17 protein-coding genes are annotated in these 18469 nt (G+C 28.1%); all 17 read right to left on the reverse strand.

Going from position 1 to position 18469, the window contains the following annotated elements; all coding sequences use genetic code 11:
* Nucleotides 1-31: 31 nt before the first annotated feature.
* Nucleotides 32-787 carry an RNA polymerase sporulation sigma factor SigF gene (gene sigF, locus CPAL_RS03125; RefSeq protein ID WP_061857028.1) on the reverse strand — a complete coding sequence of 252 codons (756 nt, stop codon included), beginning with the start codon at nucleotides 785-787 and terminating at the stop codon, nucleotides 32-34.
* A gap of 49 nt (nucleotides 788-836) precedes the next feature.
* Nucleotides 837-1265 (reverse strand): anti-sigma F factor, encoded by a 429-nt coding sequence (gene spoIIAB / locus CPAL_RS03130; RefSeq protein ID WP_061857029.1) that lies wholly within the window; start codon nucleotides 1263-1265, stop codon nucleotides 837-839.
* 14 nt (nucleotides 1266-1279) lie between these two features.
* Nucleotides 1280-1615 (reverse strand): anti-sigma F factor antagonist, encoded by a 336-nt coding sequence (gene spoIIAA, locus CPAL_RS03135; RefSeq protein WP_061857030.1) that lies wholly within the window; start codon nucleotides 1613-1615, stop codon nucleotides 1280-1282.
* Between the two features lie 167 nt (nucleotides 1616-1782).
* A complete protein-coding gene (locus CPAL_RS03140; RefSeq protein WP_061857031.1) occupies nucleotides 1783-3543 on the reverse strand; it encodes an N-6 DNA methylase family protein in 1761 nt (586 codons plus the stop codon).
* A 50-nt stretch (nucleotides 3544-3593) separates the two neighbouring features.
* A complete protein-coding gene (locus CPAL_RS03145; protein ID WP_061857032.1) occupies nucleotides 3594-4232 on the reverse strand; it encodes a cyclodeaminase/cyclohydrolase family protein in 639 nt (212 codons plus the stop codon).
* Nucleotides 4233-4347: 115 nt separating this feature from the next.
* Complete coding sequence (locus CPAL_RS03150) at nucleotides 4348-4926, reverse strand: nitroreductase family protein (protein WP_061857033.1); 579 nt, start codon at nucleotides 4924-4926, stop codon at nucleotides 4348-4350.
* 71 nt (nucleotides 4927-4997) lie between these two features.
* On the reverse strand, nucleotides 4998-6122 hold the full coding sequence (locus tag CPAL_RS03155) for a glycosyltransferase family 4 protein (RefSeq protein ID WP_061857034.1): 1125 nt from the start codon (nucleotides 6120-6122) through the stop codon (nucleotides 4998-5000).
* Between the two features lie 42 nt (nucleotides 6123-6164).
* Nucleotides 6165-7586, reverse strand: a complete 1422-nt coding sequence (locus CPAL_RS03160; protein ID WP_061857035.1) for a flippase — start codon at nucleotides 7584-7586, stop codon at nucleotides 6165-6167.
* A gap of 64 nt (nucleotides 7587-7650) precedes the next feature.
* The gene (locus tag CPAL_RS03165; RefSeq protein WP_061857297.1) at nucleotides 7651-8361 is read right to left on the reverse strand and encodes a WecB/TagA/CpsF family glycosyltransferase; all 711 of its coding nucleotides are present in this window, start codon (nucleotides 8359-8361) and stop codon (nucleotides 7651-7653) included.
* Between the two features lie 22 nt (nucleotides 8362-8383).
* Nucleotides 8384-9037 (reverse strand): sugar transferase, encoded by a 654-nt coding sequence (locus CPAL_RS03170; protein ID WP_061857036.1) that lies wholly within the window; start codon nucleotides 9035-9037, stop codon nucleotides 8384-8386.
* A 53-nt stretch (nucleotides 9038-9090) separates the two neighbouring features.
* Nucleotides 9091-10347: an O-antigen ligase family protein gene (locus CPAL_RS03175; RefSeq protein ID WP_061857037.1), complete on the reverse strand. Its 1257-nt coding sequence runs from the start codon at nucleotides 10345-10347 to the stop codon at nucleotides 9091-9093.
* Nucleotides 10348-10453: 106 nt separating this feature from the next.
* Nucleotides 10454-11671, reverse strand: a complete 1218-nt coding sequence (locus CPAL_RS03180) for a glycosyltransferase family 4 protein (protein WP_061857038.1) — start codon at nucleotides 11669-11671, stop codon at nucleotides 10454-10456.
* Nucleotides 11672-11702: 31 nt separating this feature from the next.
* Nucleotides 11703-12767, reverse strand: a complete 1065-nt coding sequence (locus tag CPAL_RS03185; protein ID WP_106024095.1) for a glycosyltransferase — start codon at nucleotides 12765-12767, stop codon at nucleotides 11703-11705.
* A gap of 25 nt (nucleotides 12768-12792) precedes the next feature.
* Nucleotides 12793-13851 carry a non-hydrolyzing UDP-N-acetylglucosamine 2-epimerase gene (gene wecB, locus CPAL_RS03190; RefSeq protein ID WP_061857039.1) on the reverse strand — a complete coding sequence of 353 codons (1059 nt, stop codon included), beginning with the start codon at nucleotides 13849-13851 and terminating at the stop codon, nucleotides 12793-12795.
* An 11-nt stretch (nucleotides 13852-13862) separates the two neighbouring features.
* The gene (locus CPAL_RS03195) at nucleotides 13863-15227 is read right to left on the reverse strand and encodes a glycosyltransferase family 4 protein (protein ID WP_061857040.1); all 1365 of its coding nucleotides are present in this window, start codon (nucleotides 15225-15227) and stop codon (nucleotides 13863-13865) included.
* A 1-nt stretch (nucleotide 15228) separates the two neighbouring features.
* Nucleotides 15229-16698, reverse strand: coding sequence for an O-antigen ligase family protein (locus CPAL_RS03200; protein WP_106024083.1), 1470 nt, complete (start codon nucleotides 16696-16698; stop codon nucleotides 15229-15231).
* Complete coding sequence (locus tag CPAL_RS03205; RefSeq protein ID WP_106024084.1) at nucleotides 16695-18440, reverse strand: capsular polysaccharide export protein, LipB/KpsS family; 1746 nt, start codon at nucleotides 18438-18440, stop codon at nucleotides 16695-16697. The genes CPAL_RS03200 and CPAL_RS03205 overlap by 4 nt, the downstream gene beginning before the upstream one ends.
* Between the last annotated feature and the right edge of the window lie 29 nt (nucleotides 18441-18469).

Consider the following 18469-nt stretch of genomic DNA (forward strand, 5'->3'; position numbering starts at 1 on the left):
ATATAAAAAAATAGGATACACGTTTTGTATCCTATCCACTAAGCTTTTCTTTCATAATTTTAAGCACTTTTTTTTCTATTCGTGAAACCTGTACCTGACTTATTCCTAACATTTTTGCTACTTTCACTTGAGTTATATCTTTAAAATATCTAAGTATTATAATTTGTCTTGACCTTGTATCTAATTTACTTAAAGCCTCTTTTAAAGCTATTTTGTCCAAAGTTTCTGTGCCTTCATTTTCACATTGTTTTATTTTGTCAATAAGATAAACTGGTGAGCCATCATCTTGATGTATAGTATCATATAAATATTTAGGTTCGTTAACAGCTTCTATAGAAAAGACAACTTCTTCTGAAGTCATACCTGAAAACTTTGCCAGTTCTTCAACAGTAGGTTCTCTATTCAATTGCTTTGTAAGTTTTTCTTTATCATAATGCAATTTTCTTGCAGCGTATTTTATACTTCTACTAACTTTAATTAATCCATCATCTCTTAAAAAACGCTTTATTTCTCCCATAATCATTGGTACTGCATAGGTTGAAAACTGTACATTGTATTTTTCATCAAAATTATTTACTGCTTTTACTAGACCCATGCACCCTATCTGAAATATATCATCATATTCATATCCTCTATTTAAAAATTTTTTGCTTATGGAAGAAACCAAAGGAAGATTATTTTCAATGAGTTTGTCTAAAGCTTCTTTATCTCCAGACTTGGCTTTTTTTATCAAGTCTAAATTTTCCTCGTATTTGTATGTATTATTTTTAGCTATATCTTCACTCATAATTTATCCAAACCAAATTCAAGGTTTTTCCTCCTTCCTTTAAAGACATTTAATTCAGAGATTTAAACTTTTTCTTCATAGTAACCCTAGTCCCATTTCCTTCACTTGACTCAACCTGTAAATTATCCATGAATGTTTCCATTACAGTAAATCCCATTCCGGATCTTTCCAAGTCTGGCCTTGAAGTGTATAGAGGCTGCATGGCTAGTTCTAAATCTTTTATTCCTATTCCTTTATCTTCTATTTTTATAGTGATTTCATCGTCATTTATTTCTGATTCAATTGTAACTATTCCGTTTTCATGTCCATAGCCATGGATTATCGCATTAGTAACAGCTTCTGATACTGCAGTTTTCACATCTGAAAGCTCCTCTATTGTAGGGTCTAATTGAGATATAAAAGCTGCTACCGCTACTCTGGCAAAGCTTTCATTTTCTGACTTGCTTAAAAACTCTATTTTCATTTTATTATGACTCATTATTTCTCCCCCCACTACATATTATCCAAAGCTCGTTCTACACTGTCGTATAAAGGAATAATCTTAAACATCCCTGATAGTTCAAATACTCTCCTAACTGAACCAGTTACCCTTGTTATATATACTTTACCATTTTTTGACGATAATTTTCTGTATCTTCCTATGACAACACCTATGCCTGAGCTATCCATAAATGTTACTCCAGAAAAATCCATTATAAGCTTATTGCATCCTTCCCTTTCTAGTCTATCATCTACTTTATTTCTTACTTCTTCTGCACTATGATGATCTAATTCTCCCATCATATGCACAATTAGCTTATCCCCTTTGTTTTCAAAATTAAGATTCATTTTACCCCTCCCGTGATTATAAAAATAACTGTCTTTATAATTAATTCTATATTTTTTACTAATTTCCTTCATTATTACAAATATTTTTACTCATATTTGTATTATTTCCATATTTTTATTAATTATGCAAAAAATAAAGATATCCGCAAAAACTTTGCTAAATATCTTTATCTAGTATATTCTTCGATTATATTTATTTCTTCTTCACTTAAATTAAATATTATATGTAAATCTTCTTCCTCTAAACATTCTTTTTCACCCATGGTAGGTATACAAAGCTTCAATAAATTATTAGGATAATACTCATATAAATCATCTCCTAATTTTTTAGCAAAGCTTTGAAAATAAAATTGATATACTTTACTGTTTAATAATGAAATTAAATATTTATATGTAAATGGAACATTTTCACGTAATACTAAAGCATACACATCAGCACTAAAATAATTCCCTTTATCTAAGGCAAATCTATTGCTGCTGGACTTATATGGAAATATTATTTTTTCTCCATCAAAAATTTCTCTTTTTCTTCCCCACTGAAGTTCATACCACTTGCGCACCCCTCTTTTACACTCTCTTCTTTCCATAAGCTTGTGCTTTAGCCTTCCTATGTGCTTCATTACATTTTCATATTCCTGTGGATTTTCTATTAAATCGGAATAAATTAAATATGTATCTTGTTTGTCTACATTTCCTCTATTTATGTAACTGCTTTTTATCCAAGGTTTTATAATGTCTTTTTCTAAGTCTTCTTCATCTATTGTTTTTTTATCTACTATAAAAGCTTTATCACATCCTGTAATAATCCCTTGATAACTTTCACATATATTATATAAGTTAGTAAAACTTCTTTCTTCTATTTTAGATATTATATCCCTTTCTTTTTTATCTCTTAATATCCATCCCTTATTGTTTAAAAGATTTTTATTTATAAAAAATCTTTTATAATAATTCCCTTCATTCAAAAATAAAGACTCATAAAATTTATCCTTATTTTTTCTTCTACTGTCTATAGGCTTTATTATTTCTATATTCTCTTCTCTCTCTTGCTCATTGATTAAAAATATAATAACAGGGTCTATACCCACCTTTTTAAAAGGTCTTATCCCATAAAAATCAACTATTTTATATAAGGAGCAAACTTCTTTTAATACCTTTCTAAGTTCTTCTCCACTTGGAGCTTCTATAAAATATCTTGAAGTTATAAAAGACAATCTTCCTTTTTTATTAAGCCTATTTAAAGCTTCTTTAAAAAAACAATAAGATATATCTCCTTTATCCTTATAAATTTCCTTAAACTTTCTTTTTAATTTCTTACTATAATCTTTGTCTATAGACTTATGTCCAACATATGGTGGGTTTCCTATTATAATATCATATTTCTCTTCTATATCATCTATTAAAAAATCTAAATTTTTAAAATTACTGCTATTATAGTGTCCACTAATTGAAAACAAATCTACAGCCAAAATTTTAAGCGCTTTTCCATCTATATCAATACCAAACAAATTATTATCAATAATATGTTTAGGTATATCCTCTTTTGTTAGCATAATATTATTTCTTTTATTTATTTCTTCTAAATTATTCTCATATAAGTAATTCAACCTTCTATAGCATGATAGTAAAATATCTCCACACCCACAGGATGGGTCTATGACTTTGATAAAAGGGTTATTTATTAAATCTTCTTTTAATATTACTTCCCTTGCCATATAATCAGCTATTTCTTTTGGCGTGTATACAACTCCTTCAGCTTTTCCTCTTTCTTTTTCTATAAGCTTTATATACATAGTTGAAAAATTATCATCCCATATATTAAAAACTTTTTTCTGCTTTTCTATGGCCATTATTTTGAATACGTAGTCTATAGGTGCATTTATTATGTTGTATAGTTCATCTATTTCTTTTAAAAAAAGTTCAAGCATTTTCATCTCTCCAATTACAATAAGGCCTGTAATAAAATACAATTTAAGCATTATTTGATTTTTGAATACACTATATCTAGTATTTTTGATCTATAATCTGATGCTTCTTTTTTTATTTTTTCACATTCCTTTATTATTTGCTCTTTATAATTTTCATCTTTAATTCCAGCTAAATTTACATTTACGTTTAGAATAGAACTTTCAATAGCAGCATATAAAAGTATAGCTCCTACCCCTGCATCGGATACTACATTTGTATTTCCATACTCTGATGCTATATGTATATATTTATAAAGTTCTATACATGATTTTGCTAGATTAAGAGGAACCTCTAAGGCTCTTTTATATCCTTTCTGTATCTCCTCATTTCTTATTAATTTTTCCTCCTCTGTATGTTTAGGAAGCTTAAAAACCTCCATAAAGCTTCCAAAGGCCTCTTCATCTTTTTTCATAAATTGCAACAATATTTTATTATATTCTTCACATGCTCTTAACGCATATGTAATCTTGCCTTTTATTTCATCATTATAGTTTTCATATGCCTTTTTTCCTATGGTTAGGTTAAAGACCATAGATGTTAATGCGCTTGATAAACCTGCGCTTAACGCTGCTGCACTTCCTCCTCCCGGAGTAGGCTTACTTGAAGACAAATCATTAATGTAGCCTTCTATAGAAATATTTTTCTCCATATATTATCTCCTTTCCAACTGCACATAAATTTATTCTAAATATACATATTGTCTATGTCAAGAAAAAAAGCCATGTCAGAGCAATTCTTCCATGGCATAAAAAAGTATTGTTTTCTTAGTGATGTATTAAAACCTTCACATTCTGGTCCATATAAGATTTCTCCCACTTGTTTGCATAAAGATAATCTCTTATATCCTTCTTAGGTTTATGAGGTTTTTCTTCCTCTTCTTCAGCACTTTCTCCTATTGGAGTTAAAGCTACTACTTTATAGTTATCAGGTATTTCTAAGGCTTCTTTTATCTTTTTCTCATCAAAGGATGCTATCCAACATGTTCCATATCCTTCTTCTGTAGCTGCAAGTATCAAATGTTCCATTGCTATAGCACTGTCAACTAAGTATAAATCTTTTTCTTCAATGGAACCAGAAGCATTAGGATCTGCAACTATTATAATGGTAGCGGGAGCATTAGATACAGCCTCTGCCGTTTCATAAGATTTATTTATTATAGACCTTGCTATAATATCCTTTAAATCTTCTCTATCTACAAGAATAAATTTATACGGAGTTGAATTTTTCCATGATGGTGCTCTCATAGCTGCATCTATTATCTTTAATAACTTGTCTCTGTCCAATTGACCAGTCTTAAACTTTTTTATACTTTTTCTTTTTTTTACCACATCATAAAATTCCATGATATCGCCCTCCTTCTACCTTATTATTGCTAGTAGAAGGTTCTATTATACTAATAGTATAACGAATTTTATTATTGAGAAATCCTATTTAAATTATCATTTAAATATTTTATTATTTTGTTCCAATCAAAATTTTCTTTACATAATTCACAAGTTTTTAGGGAATATTCTTCCATATGGTTACTGGTCATAAATTTTTCCAACTGCACAGATAACTCTTCTGTGTCGTCTATATTAACCACTGCTCCATTTCCATCTGCTACAATCTCTTTTGCAATTCCTACATCTGTAGATACAATAACATTCCCTAAAGCTGCAGCTTCAATAAAAGCTATACCAAAACTTTCAAATTTTGAAGTAAGAGAAAATATTTTAGACTTTTCATATTCTTTAAACAACTCTTCTCTATTGCTTATTTCTCCCGTAAACTCTACTAGTTCCTTTATATTAGGATATTCTTTAAAAAATTTATCTATATATTCTTGAAATCCAACTTCTATAGGTCCAACTATTCTGAGTTTCCATCCTAAATCTTGTATATTTTTTATTTTAGCAAATGCATTTAAAAGCATCTGTGTGTTTTTTTCTTCCGCACCTACTCTAGCCACACTAAGAATTATGTTTCTTTTCTTACTATAATCATATTTTATATTTTTTTTAATTAAGTAATCATAGTCAATTCCATTAGGTATATTGATAATTTTATGTTTTTGTTTTGGTAAAAGTTCTTTTAATTTTTCAAATAGCACTTTTTGTTCTGCACTTATTAAATCAACTTTATCTAAATATTTATTTAATAACATATATTGTATCTTATTTAGAGATTCTATTCTCTCTATTAGTTTATGACTGCAGTCTAGTTTAAGATAAATCTTGCCTCTTGGATTTAGCTTTTTGAATCTAAAAGCATATAAGAGGGAATACAATGTTACATGAAATATTTGTAGAATATCTATATTTTTTGCTTCTCTATTTAAATATCTAAGTCCATCCAAGCTATAGTTATTATACTTTCTATCAATAAAATCTATTTTTAGTCCTTTAACTTCTTCATTTAAATATGTATATTTATCTAGATTGTAACAAGCAATCTTTGAATCATATCCAAAATTCTTATATAGTTTATAAGGAATCATTCCCATCTCTTTTACCAAATTTACATTCTTAGTATTGGGATACAAAACGCAATATCTCATATATCCCACCCTCCTTATGTTGGTTAGTGCATTATGCATTAGTTATTTCCTTTTCATTAACTCTACTATTTCATCCTTAGATATATATTTAAAACTCATCAATGATATAAAGTATATAATAACTGCAGTAATTATATTTATTATTACATTAATATGAGTATATTTAAATATAAGTATTTGAGCGCACATTAATATTATTGCAGGGGAAAGCTTTACAAAATACTTAAGATAAGACACTCTTATAACCTTTTCTGCTTCCTTTTTCATTAAAGCAAAGTTAATTATTTCCGATAAAACCGTAGTAATGGCCGCTGCATTAATTCCGTAAAAAGGAATTAAAATTAAATTAAGTATAGCATTTACTACAGCTGAAATAGTGACTATTTTTAAATATGATTTTTCTCTATCCCAGGCATTCAAGCTATATCCATAGTTTTCCCTTAAAAATAATATAAAAGCATATATTAATAGTATACAAAAAACAATATGCCCTTCTTTAAATTCCTCACCAAAAAGCAATATAATAATTTGCTTAGATAAAAGTATTCCTCCTACCAACATAGGATATGCTATCATCGTTATTATCTTCCATAGATCGTCAACAGTGTTTTTCAATTTTCTTAAATTATTATTGTGAAATAGTTCTATAAGTATAGGAAAAAATGGAGTAAATATTATAGCTATTAGATTAATTAAAAAGTATATAACTTTATAAGCTGATGAATATAAACCTAGTTCTCTATCAGTTCTCACAAATCCTATTATAATTGAATCAATATTTCCATTTATAAGAGATAATAGGGCTGAAAGTAAAAATGGTAATGAATTTAATATGAGAAATTTTACTTTATCTACAGTTATTGCAGGTTTGTATTTTAATTTTTTTACTTTATAAAATACATAGGCATGAAAAGCTGAAGCTGCTGCCATACCTATAACCATAAATGCAGGAATTAAATATATTTGATTCTTATTTTTCAAAAATATTATGGTCAAAATAAAAGGAAAGGCTGACTTTAATACATTGTATATTGCATTATACTGCATTTCCTTTGTGCCAAAATAAAACCAGTCAATATTAAAAGCTAAAGGAAAAAGAGTCAATCCGTATATAGCCATAAGACCTTTAAAATCTATTCCCTTATTAGTAAAACATCCTATTAGTACCATAATTAAAAAACCTATTAAAGCACAAATCAATCTGATAAATATTATATTCCCAGCTAAGTTTTCCTTGGATATTTGATTTTTAGATACTTCTTTAATTCCTAGGGTTTGAAATCCAAACAAAGTAAACATAGTGAAATAAGTTAATATAGATTGTGCTAAACTTATTTGCCCAAATTTATCTACACCTAGAATCCTTGCATAGTAAGCTATAACTAAAAAAGTTAGGAATTGTGATACTATGTTAGCTGTGCCTATGGATAAAAAGTTCTTAGCTATATTTTTTATTTCTTTCACCACCCTAAACTGATTTATGTATTTCACTGAAATCTATATTTACTGTCTTATTTTTATTTTTGTATTAATTTGTTGATCGAATAACTTTTATTAGGAACTTAGGTATAACCATCAATCTTTTAATTCTAAGAGGTTCTTTTACGACTCTGTAAAGCCATTCCAATCCTAAATTAATCATCCATCTTGGAGCCCTATTTACTTTTCCAGCAAAAACATCAAAGCTTCCTCCCACTCCCATGAATACTCTACATGGAAGAACATTAAAATATTTTTGTATAAATTTTTCTTGTCTTGGACACCCCATTGCTACAAATAAAGCAAAAGGCTTTTTTTCCTGTATATCTTGTATTATATCATTGCAATTATCTAAATCAAAATAACCATTATGACTTCCTACAATCTTTAATTCAGGATATTTTGATATTATATTTATAATGCATTCCTTCAAAATCTCTTCCTTTGCTCCAACCAAGTATATGCTTTTATTTTCTCTTTCGCATTTCTTAATTATGTCTTCCATAACCTCAATTCCCGGTATTTTCTCCTTTACTGGATCTTTTACAATTTTAGATGCTATGACAGTACCTATACCGTCAGGTATTATTACTGAGTTTGGATGAGTGTATAGTTTAAATAAAGCATCATCTTTAAGTCCACTATATAAAATCTCTGGATTCCCAGAGATAATGTTAATCTTTTCAAAGTTCTGTATATAACTCATAAATTCAGATTTTGACTTATTAAAAACATTATACCTTAGTATTTTTGTAAACATGTTTTCACCTACTATTCCTATTTTAGAAGGCACCTTCTCTTTTAAATACACTTAGTACTGTTTTAAATAATATCTTTATATCATATAAAATAGAAAAGTTCTTAATATAAGTTAAATCATAATATATAGTTTTCCCAAGCTCTATTTCTCCTCTTCCACTGATCTGAGCAAGACCAGTGATTCCTGGCAAAACTAATAATCTTTGTTTATATTCTTCTGGATAGAATTTTACTACATCTGGAATTTCAGGTCTTGGTCCTACTAAACTCATATTTCCAATAAGAACATTAAACAGTTGAGGTATTTCATCTAAACTTGTCTTTCTAAGAAAGCTTCCAACCCTTGTTATTCTATTATCACTTTTGCTTTGGAATATAAAATTCTCAATATTGTCGGCATCAATAGCAAGCTCTCTTTTCTTTTCAGCATCTGGAACCATGGTTCTGAACTTATATATTTTAAAAGGAACGTTATCTTTACCAACTCTTGTTTGTTTAAATATAACTGGACCTTTAGAATCCAACTTAATAGCTATAGCAATTAATATGTAAAATGGAATAAGAATGATAATTCCAATAAGAGATAAAACTATGTCCATAAATCTTTTTACAGCGAATTGAAATTTTTTTGCTTCTATATCCTTTTCTACATCTATTATTATATTTTTGGCATTCATCAAAATCCTCTCCTACTCTTACATTTAGAAATATTTTACACCATAAAATATTTTTAATGTACATTATTTTGACAGTTACTATTATAAATAATTCCTTCAAAAATAGCTACTAAAATCCAAAAATACATACTTACTTTTGGTACAAAGAATAAGTTATCAAATATATTCATAAATAGAAAAACTATGGCTGAAATAAAAAAACCTTTAAAAAATATTTTATGTTGCAACTCTTTTTCTATATATAAAAACTTTTTTAATTTAATAAAGATGGCTATAAGTATTATAATAAACAACATAGTTCCCAATATACCTAATTCACTCTGCACCTTTAGATAAGAATTATGAGAAGGAAATCTTGTATTATGGTTATACATTAGTTCAGGAAATCTGGATACATATTCACCGTATAAGCTGACGTAATTTCCATTTCCAACTCCTAAAATAGGGTGATCCTTTATCATTTTAATTGCAATTTTCCATGTACTAATCCTAGGATCTTGAAATATTATACTAAAATCTCCTAATCTGTTTCTAATAGCCGGAACTATTAAAGCTAATACTACACCTAATATTGGAAGTAATATAGCCTTCCAATTATAAAGTACAATTAAAAGAAAAGCTCCTAAAGCTAAGGCTAACCATGCGCTTCTAGAAAAACTTAATCCAATATTTATAAACATTAAAATTGAGGCTACTGAATATATAAGTTTATTTGATTTCTTTTCCGCATATATAGCTAACATTATCGTAGGAAATATAACTAAAATTAAAAATGCTCCTAGAGTATTTGGATTATCTAAAGTTGAAGTAATTCTTACGGGTACAGAGTATTTCTTAGGATCATATATAAATTTTTCATCTAGTCCTATCTTAGTAAAGTATTGCACTATTCCAAAAGCACTTATTATAGAAGATACTGCAATATAGACTTTTAAAATAGAATTAAATATAGATCTGCTTCTAGTTTCATATTTAATTATAAAATAAAGAATAATATAGTATAGAAATCTTAAGCTTTCACTGAAAGCAAGAGTTTTTTCTTTTGCATAACTTATAGATGAAAGCATTAATACTAATAATAAAAACATAGGTAGGCTTAAATAGTCATTGAAAAAGTCTCTTATCCCTTTAATAAACCTACCTCTGCTTTGTTTCTTGCTTATTATTAATAATAAATAGAATAATACTATAATGAAAAAAATAAAATCTCCTAATGAAAAACCTTTGATTTTTAAATTAACAGGAAGTAAAGGAAACATAATTACGTATATCAATATCATGCAGTTAAAAATTTTATTTAGTGCACTCATTTTCTCACCTTCTTAAAAATTCTATACATGCCTGTAGTTACACAAAATTAGCACGCAAATCAGCGTGCCAAATGTTAATTTTATTAGATATGGAGAGATCTATATATTATAAATTTAACAGTATCTTTTCCAGCTTTTTTGTTATACTTTCTCTTGAAAAATTCTCCATAACATACTTTCTTCCATTTCTACCCAACTCTTTTCTAAGCTCTATATCATTATATAATTTTAAAGCTGCTTCTGCAATAGCTTCTGGGTTTTCTGGCTCTACTACTATTCCAGCTTGTGCATCATTTATTAATTTTGCTGCTTCTCCTTCCACAGCAAGAATTATTGGAAGTTGTGAAGCTAAAGCCTCAAACATTTTTGAAGGTAAAGCTCCTTTAAATAAATCCAGCTTTTTTAAAGGAATAACTGTTGCATCCATAGATGCAATTATTCTAGGCATATTGGATTTTGGTTGTACAGGCAAAAATTTTACATTTTCTAAATTTTTCTCTTTACTCATGTTTATAAGTTTGCCTTTCTCAGGCCCATCTCCAATGAAAATAAACTGTATATCTTTATAATCTTTCAAAATCTCCGCAGCTTCTATTACCACTTCCAATCCTTGAGCAAGACCATGAATTCCTGCATAAACTATAGAAAACTTATTCTCTATACCTATCTCTTTTCTAAAGTTTTCATCTCTGTTTTCCTTCTTAAAGAATTCCGTATTTACACCATTGGTTATTAGATGAACCTTTGACTTATCAAATCCTCTATTTACTATATTATCAACAATCCCTTTAGTTTGTCCTGTTACTGCATCTGCTTTTCTATAGCAAAATTCTTCAAGCCATGTGGACATCTTAATAAACAATTTATTATTTAATACTCCCAGCTTTATTGCTGATTCAGGCCACAAGTCTGATACGTTAAATACAAATTTAGCACCCTTTAACTTCGATAGTACATATCCAGACCATCCTAAAAATAGTGGAGGAGATTCTGTTATTATTACATCTTGTTTTTCTATGTACTTAGCTCCTTGAAACACTGAGGAGAATGTAAATGAAAGGTAATTCCTCATTCTTTTAGTAAAGCTTTTTTCTTTAGTAGCATAAATACTAGTTCTAACTATTTTTATACCTTCTAGTTCTTCCTTTAAAACTTTTTTACCCTTATATTCATCAAAAATTTCTCCTTTAGGATAGTTTGGCATAGCAGTTAAAATAGTAATATCATGTCCCAATTTCTTTAGCTCTTTTGCAAATTCAAAAATTCTATTTTGTGGTGCTCCTACCTCTGGTGGGCAATACTGTGTTAAGAATAGAATCTTCATTCTTTCACCTCTAACCTTATTCAATTTTTATCTAAATGTATCTGCTGTAAACTTCTATCATAATTTTAGCATTATTCTTCCAATTATAATTTTCTTCCACATGCTTTCTAGCATTTTCACCTAACACAAGAAGGTTATTTTTATTTGAAAGCATAAATTTTAGCTTTTCCTTTATCATCTTACTATTTTCTTTTTCAACTAGATAACCATTATATCCTTCGATTATTACTTCTTTTAACCCACCTACATTAGATGCTAATACAGGTCTTTTACACGACCCAGCTTCAACTGCTGCAACTCCAAAGCTTTCACTTAAAGATGGAAAGCAAACTATATCCATTTGATTTAGATAATGTGGAATTTCTTCATTTCTTACTCTTCCTGTAAATGTAACCTTGGACTCTATGCCTTTATCCTTACAAAGCAATTTAAGATTTTCCTTTTCGCTGCCATCTCCTACAATGAGAAGTCTTATATTATCTTTTATCCATTCTTTACTTAGTTCTGAAAAAGCCTCTATTAGATAATTTATACCATATATTTTTTCTAGTCCTTTTGTTATACCAATAGTAATGTAATTATTAGCCAAAATAGGAGTAGTACATTTAAACTTTTCAATATCAACTCCAAAGGGAGTGAGTATTATTTCCCCTTCATAATATTTTTCTATTTCCCTTGCCATGTCCTTGCTAGTTGAACATACTACTCTAGCACTTTTTAGTATTTTTTCTAACAATACTTTGTTAAATATATTGCTTTTAGGAAATTCATATATATCACTTCCCCAAGCTGAAACAATATATGATTTATGTCTACATGCCATGCCTAGCATTCCATAGCTTGATGCATAAAAGCTATGCAAAATGTCTGGATTAATCTTCTTTACTAATTTTTTCACTTTAGGAATTAATAAAAAATAACTAAGTTTGGAACTAAAAGGAGGATTTAAAACATATAAACTTACATTGTTTGCATATTTATATTTAGTATCTCTTAAAGAAATTAAATGTATTTCATAGTTTAGTTCTGAAAAATAATCAATCCATTTCTTTGTATGAATGCTGTCAGCATCACCCAAAATACATATCCTCGTCATATTATACTCCTCTTTTATCCTTTTCTTAATTATTTTTCTCAAGTATTTCCACTATCTTATCTGACGCTCTTCCATCTCCAAAGCTATTGACTTTTTCCTTATCTGGAATGAATGTGATAATTGCATCCTTTATCTTATTTTTGTCAGCTCCCACAAGTACATTCCAACCATTTTCAACAGTTTCTACCCATTCTGTCTCATCTCTTAAGGTTATACATGGAACATCTAAAAAGAAAGCTTCTTTTTGAACTCCTCCGCTATCTGAAACTATTTTCTTGCTATTTGATTCTAGCATTACCATGTCAAGATATCCGACTGGATCAATTACCTTAACATTTTCCTCAAAAATAAGATTATAATCTTGCATATATTTCCTAGTTCTTGGGTGAAGAGGTAATATTATAAGCTCTTTACTTTCATTTAATGCTTCAACTATATTTTTTAATCTATTAATGTCATTAGTATTTTCAGCTCTATGTATAGTAGCTAGTATATATTCCTTTTTATTTACTCCAATTTTATATAATATATTGCTCTTTTCCTCTGCTATTTTTCTAAAATGTAAAATAGCATCAAACATAACATCTCCTACATTAAACACATTTTTATCTATACCTTCTTTATATAAATTTTTTACTGCGGTTTCAGTAGGTGCAAAGAGGTATTTTGAAATGTGATCAGTTAATATTCTATTCTGTTCTTCTGGCATAGCCATATTGAAACTTCTAAGTCCTGCTTCTACATGAGCTACAGGTACAAGCAGTTTGCTTGCAGCTAAAGCTCCTGCAATGGTAGAATTAGTATCTCCATATGTTAGTAAGCAATCTGGCTTTTCTTTTATAATTATCTCTTCAATTTTTTCAAGCATTCTTCCTGTTTGCGCTCCATGTCCACCTGAACCTACATTTAAGTTGTAATCAGGATAAGGTATATTCAGTTCTTCAAAAAAAATTTTTGACATATTATCATCATAGTGCTGTCCTGTATGAATTATTATCTCTTTATTATTTTTTCTTATCTTTCTAGATACTGCTGCCGCTTTGATAAATTGCGGTCTTGCTCCTATAACTGTAACTATTTTCATATTGTTCACCTCTAGTCTTTTATTTCAGACATTACTCTAATAAGTTCCTTTGTTAAATTTTCTCGGCTATACTTTTTTACCTGTTCCCAATTAGGACTTATAGGATTTACATGATTTATATAATTATTATAGACTTTATACAATACTTTTTCTATCTCACCTAAATCAGAGGGATGTGCAACATATCCTGTGTTAGTTTCTAGTATTAGTTCTTTTGCAACTCCATCTGGCACAATTCCTATTATAGGTTTTCCAGCTCTTATATATTCAAACAACTTCCCCGTATATATGCCCTCTACTCCTTTCATATCACTTAATATGAGTAAAAGAGCATCGCAATCTGAGAATTGTTTGATACTTTCACTGTGTGGAAGATATTTTTTCTGCTCTATAATTCCTCTATATTTTGCTTCATATTTATCTAATATTTTCTGCTGTTCATATCCTACATTTCCAGTAAACTTAAATAAAATTTTATTCTTATCTATTTTTCCTTCTTTAATCAATTTATCTAGAGCCTTTAGTAAACTTTCTGGCGATTCTATTCCATATAAAGTTCCATTATAAAGTATTATTAACCTATCTTGATTTTTTCTATTAGCCAAGTCTAAATTTGTAAAATCATCTTCATCATATCCATTTGGAATTACAATAAATTTATTTTTATTTTCTTCAGGATACCTATTAATAAAATCATTAATAATAGGTTTACTTACACTAATAATTCTATCTGAATTTTTTACTATCTTCTTTTCAAAATATTTATATATAACCTTTAGAAAAGTACCATGATCTGCAAAGGCATTACTAACCCATGGATCTCTAAAATCTGCTATCCATTTAATATTATATTTTTTTGATAGTTTTTCTGCAATAATATGACAAGAATAAGGGGCAGAGCTGGAAATAATCATATCTATTTTGTCATTTTCGATAATCTTAGAACCTTCGGTTACAGCATATTTAATCCATCCCTTTTTGTCATCTGGAATATTTATAAGATTATAATATTGTAAAAATATTTTTTTTGCTATTTGAATTAACTTGCTTTTAAATTTTGAAAGCTTTGTTGGAACCTGTATAGCAACAGTACTATCCTTAGTATCATTATCCTTACTGCTACTTCCTTCACGTCTAAAGCTTAAAAGCTTCTCCAATACATTTACTTCTTTTATATAGGTTCTATAAACCTTTATAGAACCATTTATATCTCTTTTTAAGGACTTATCCACAATTCCTGACGCTTCTTCTTTTACAGTTAATACGCTTACATTGTATCCTTCCTTACTTAGATACTTAGCGAATTTAGAAACTCTCTGAACTCCTGCTCCACCTTTAGGCGGATAATAATAGGCTATAATTAAAATATTTTTCATATTATTCCCTTTCCTTATGTTTTATAACCTTTACCATTATACTTATTATTACTACAAATACAAAAGCTGGAGTAATGCTTATTGGATATGTAGATGTAAAGAAAGCTTGTCCCGTGATATTTCCATATATAAACAAAGTCATTATTCCTATGATAGCAGGACATAGAATTTGTATATACCTTCTATTTTTTACACAGCATATTATTGATTTTATTACCAATATAAGGATTGATATAAAAAATACAGCAGTGAAAATCAGTCCTACTTCAGTGGCTATATCAAATATTATATTATGGGCATCCATATATATTTTTTTGGGACTTCCTCCATAAGTAACATAGAAATTTTTAAATTGCCCTAACCCTACACCAAAATAAGGGTGATCAAAAATTATTGCAAGAGCTACATTCCATATAGGTCTTCTGCTTTTAGCCTGTTCTATAAATCTACCTATCAAACCGCCATTATCTAATAAAGCTTCAGAACCTTTTATCTCTATTTCTTCCTTTATCTCATTAAATTCCCATCTATGACTTACGTTATAACCTAAACATGCAAAAATAATTAGTGAAATAAATAGGTACTTCTTATAATTTTTTATATCTAAAATTGTTACAAGTATTATGCAAAAGGCTACTGCTACTAATATTCCTCTAGACTTTTGAGTAGATAAATTAACTATTTGTATCACCATAAGAATCTTATACACCCAATTATATCTAGGAAGAATATCCTTGTTTACCGAAAACATGAGTATGTATGGTAATACTATGATAGTATATCCCAACATAAAATTACTTCCTAATGCTCCATAGAGGTGTTGGTTAACTCCTCTAAAAACTAGGTTAAATATGGCTACAACAATATCTGGTATTGAGGATATTGTAACTCCAATTGCTAAATAAGTTATAATTTTTTCTATAAACATTCTATCTAATTTTTTATAACTTAGTATGGTTAAACTAAGTAAAATCATTGAAATTAGCACCATAAACATTAGCTTTAAGGACTCTAATCTATTATAACTAAATATAGTAGATATTAAAGCTAAAACTATAAGGATAATATAAACAAAAATCAACCCTTTATATTTTCCCTTTACGCTAACTTTAAATAAATCTATTTCATTTCTATTTTTATATACATTTATTATGAATATGGCAAAATATATAAAGTATATTGGAGTCCCTATAAATTTTAGTCCTAATCTAGCTAATATATACAAGCTTAGTGGTATTAATGGTACTCCTGCTAAGTAAACTATCAAATTAGTTTCAAAATCCTTAAACATCAAAAACATGCTGCATATTACAAATAAAGTAACAAAGAAGCTGCTTGCAAAGGTAAATATATTGGTTGTTCCTATTTTTAAAAAGATAGCTATCTCTATTAAGACATACAACGCTATTATTAAAAACTTATATTTTTTTAAATAATCTACATACCCCTTCATTTCTTCAATAAATGTCATGTTTTTTCACCGCCCATATTATCATTCTTTAGTATAATGCTCACTATCCTATCTGTTACCTTTCCATCTACTTTATAAAAGTTATTTTTTATATATTCTGAAAATCTATTTTCAAAGCTCATATTTTTAATGCCTTCTAAGTAATTTTTTAAATCATATTCATCCTTAGCACCAAGAGATACACCATCTCTAACAAATCCTCCAGCATCATTATACTTAGGAAGAAGAATACATATGGAAGGTTTGTCTAATAAAGCTCCCTCAATAACTACCGTAGAATGAACACTAACTACTACATCACACCAATTTATAATCTCATATATATCTCCATCCTCAAGAATTTTTACATTTTTAATATTATACTGCTCTATAAGAGATTCATAAATATGATAATATTTATCTGCTGGATGAAGTTTTATGATTAGTTCATATTCCTTTTCCATTAAACACAATGCTTTAAACAAAATATTTGTCGCAGGCTCTAGTATATCTTTATAGTACTGAGTTGCATATAATATCTTAATTTTACTATCTTCTTTTTTTTCTTTATTAATATATTGCTGAAGCAAATCTGTTCTACTCTGGCCTACAACTTTTACATTATCATCATCATATATATTTGTGTTTTCAGTTAATATCTTCTTATATTTTTCTCCCCATACAAAAGTACAATTTGGTATTATTTTATCTTTATATCTTGAGTTCATAATATAAGCTGGAGACATAGGACTTATTATGCCATGCTGCAAAGCATAGGTCCTTACGTTTTCCATGTTGGCAGCCATTATAAATTCTCTAGGTCTGTCACCTTCATCTACAACAATACAATTTTTTATATTAAATTTTTTTATTACATTTCTAGCACAAACCAGCTCTTTTATATCATCTAAATATCTATTTTTAATATCTTTAAATATGTATTTATTAATAATGCTCCTCAAATCATACTGTTTATATGTATAATTTATAAAATTTAATTTTTCTAAATTATCTTCTATTAATTTTTTGTCTATATATTTATTCCCAACTAGCTTTTTGTATAAAACAAAAAGTTCAAAAGTTACATAATCTTTCTTATATTTTAAAGATTTGTCAATTGCATTAAAATTATATAGGGCCTGAAAATTAAACATATTATACTTTTTACTTAATGCATCTATAGTAATACCTAATTGAGTATCAACTAATTCACTACGTCCTTCAATATTTATCATATTTATATTCATAACATTAGATATGGATAGGAAATTATATCTATCCTTTTTATTATTAATTAAAAACTTAAGATAGCCCTTTATCCCAATAATATTCCTTAAAATCAGTTTAAGCCCTACTTTAATTTTCAACTTTTTCTGTGCTTTTAAAGGCTGTGCATAAAAGCATTGTTCTCCTTCTTTAAGATTGAATATATCTGTGCATATACTCAACATTATTATCTGATCTGTATGAACTATTATTTCATCTCCAAATTCTTTTTTTATACGTTCTATTACAAAAAAACAGTAAAAAATATTTTTTAATTTCTCATATATTGCATGCCTTTCAAAGCAGTACATTCCTACATGATTATACAAGAAAAAATCTTCTAATCTTAATCCTTCAATCTCTTGATTTTCAAGAAATTGAAGATAATTAAAGACCTCTTTATCAATATCTATATCTTTAATATAGCTATCTATACTAATTTCTACATTACCTGCAATAACACACTTTTTAGAATTAGTATAAATCAGTTTAGTCATAATTATCTTCTCCTAAATTACTTTTATTA

The organism is Clostridium thermopalmarium DSM 5974, from assembly GCF_002995795.1.
In the GTDB taxonomy this organism is placed as follows: Bacteria; Bacillota; Clostridia; order Clostridiales; family Clostridiaceae; genus Clostridium_H; species Clostridium_H thermopalmarium.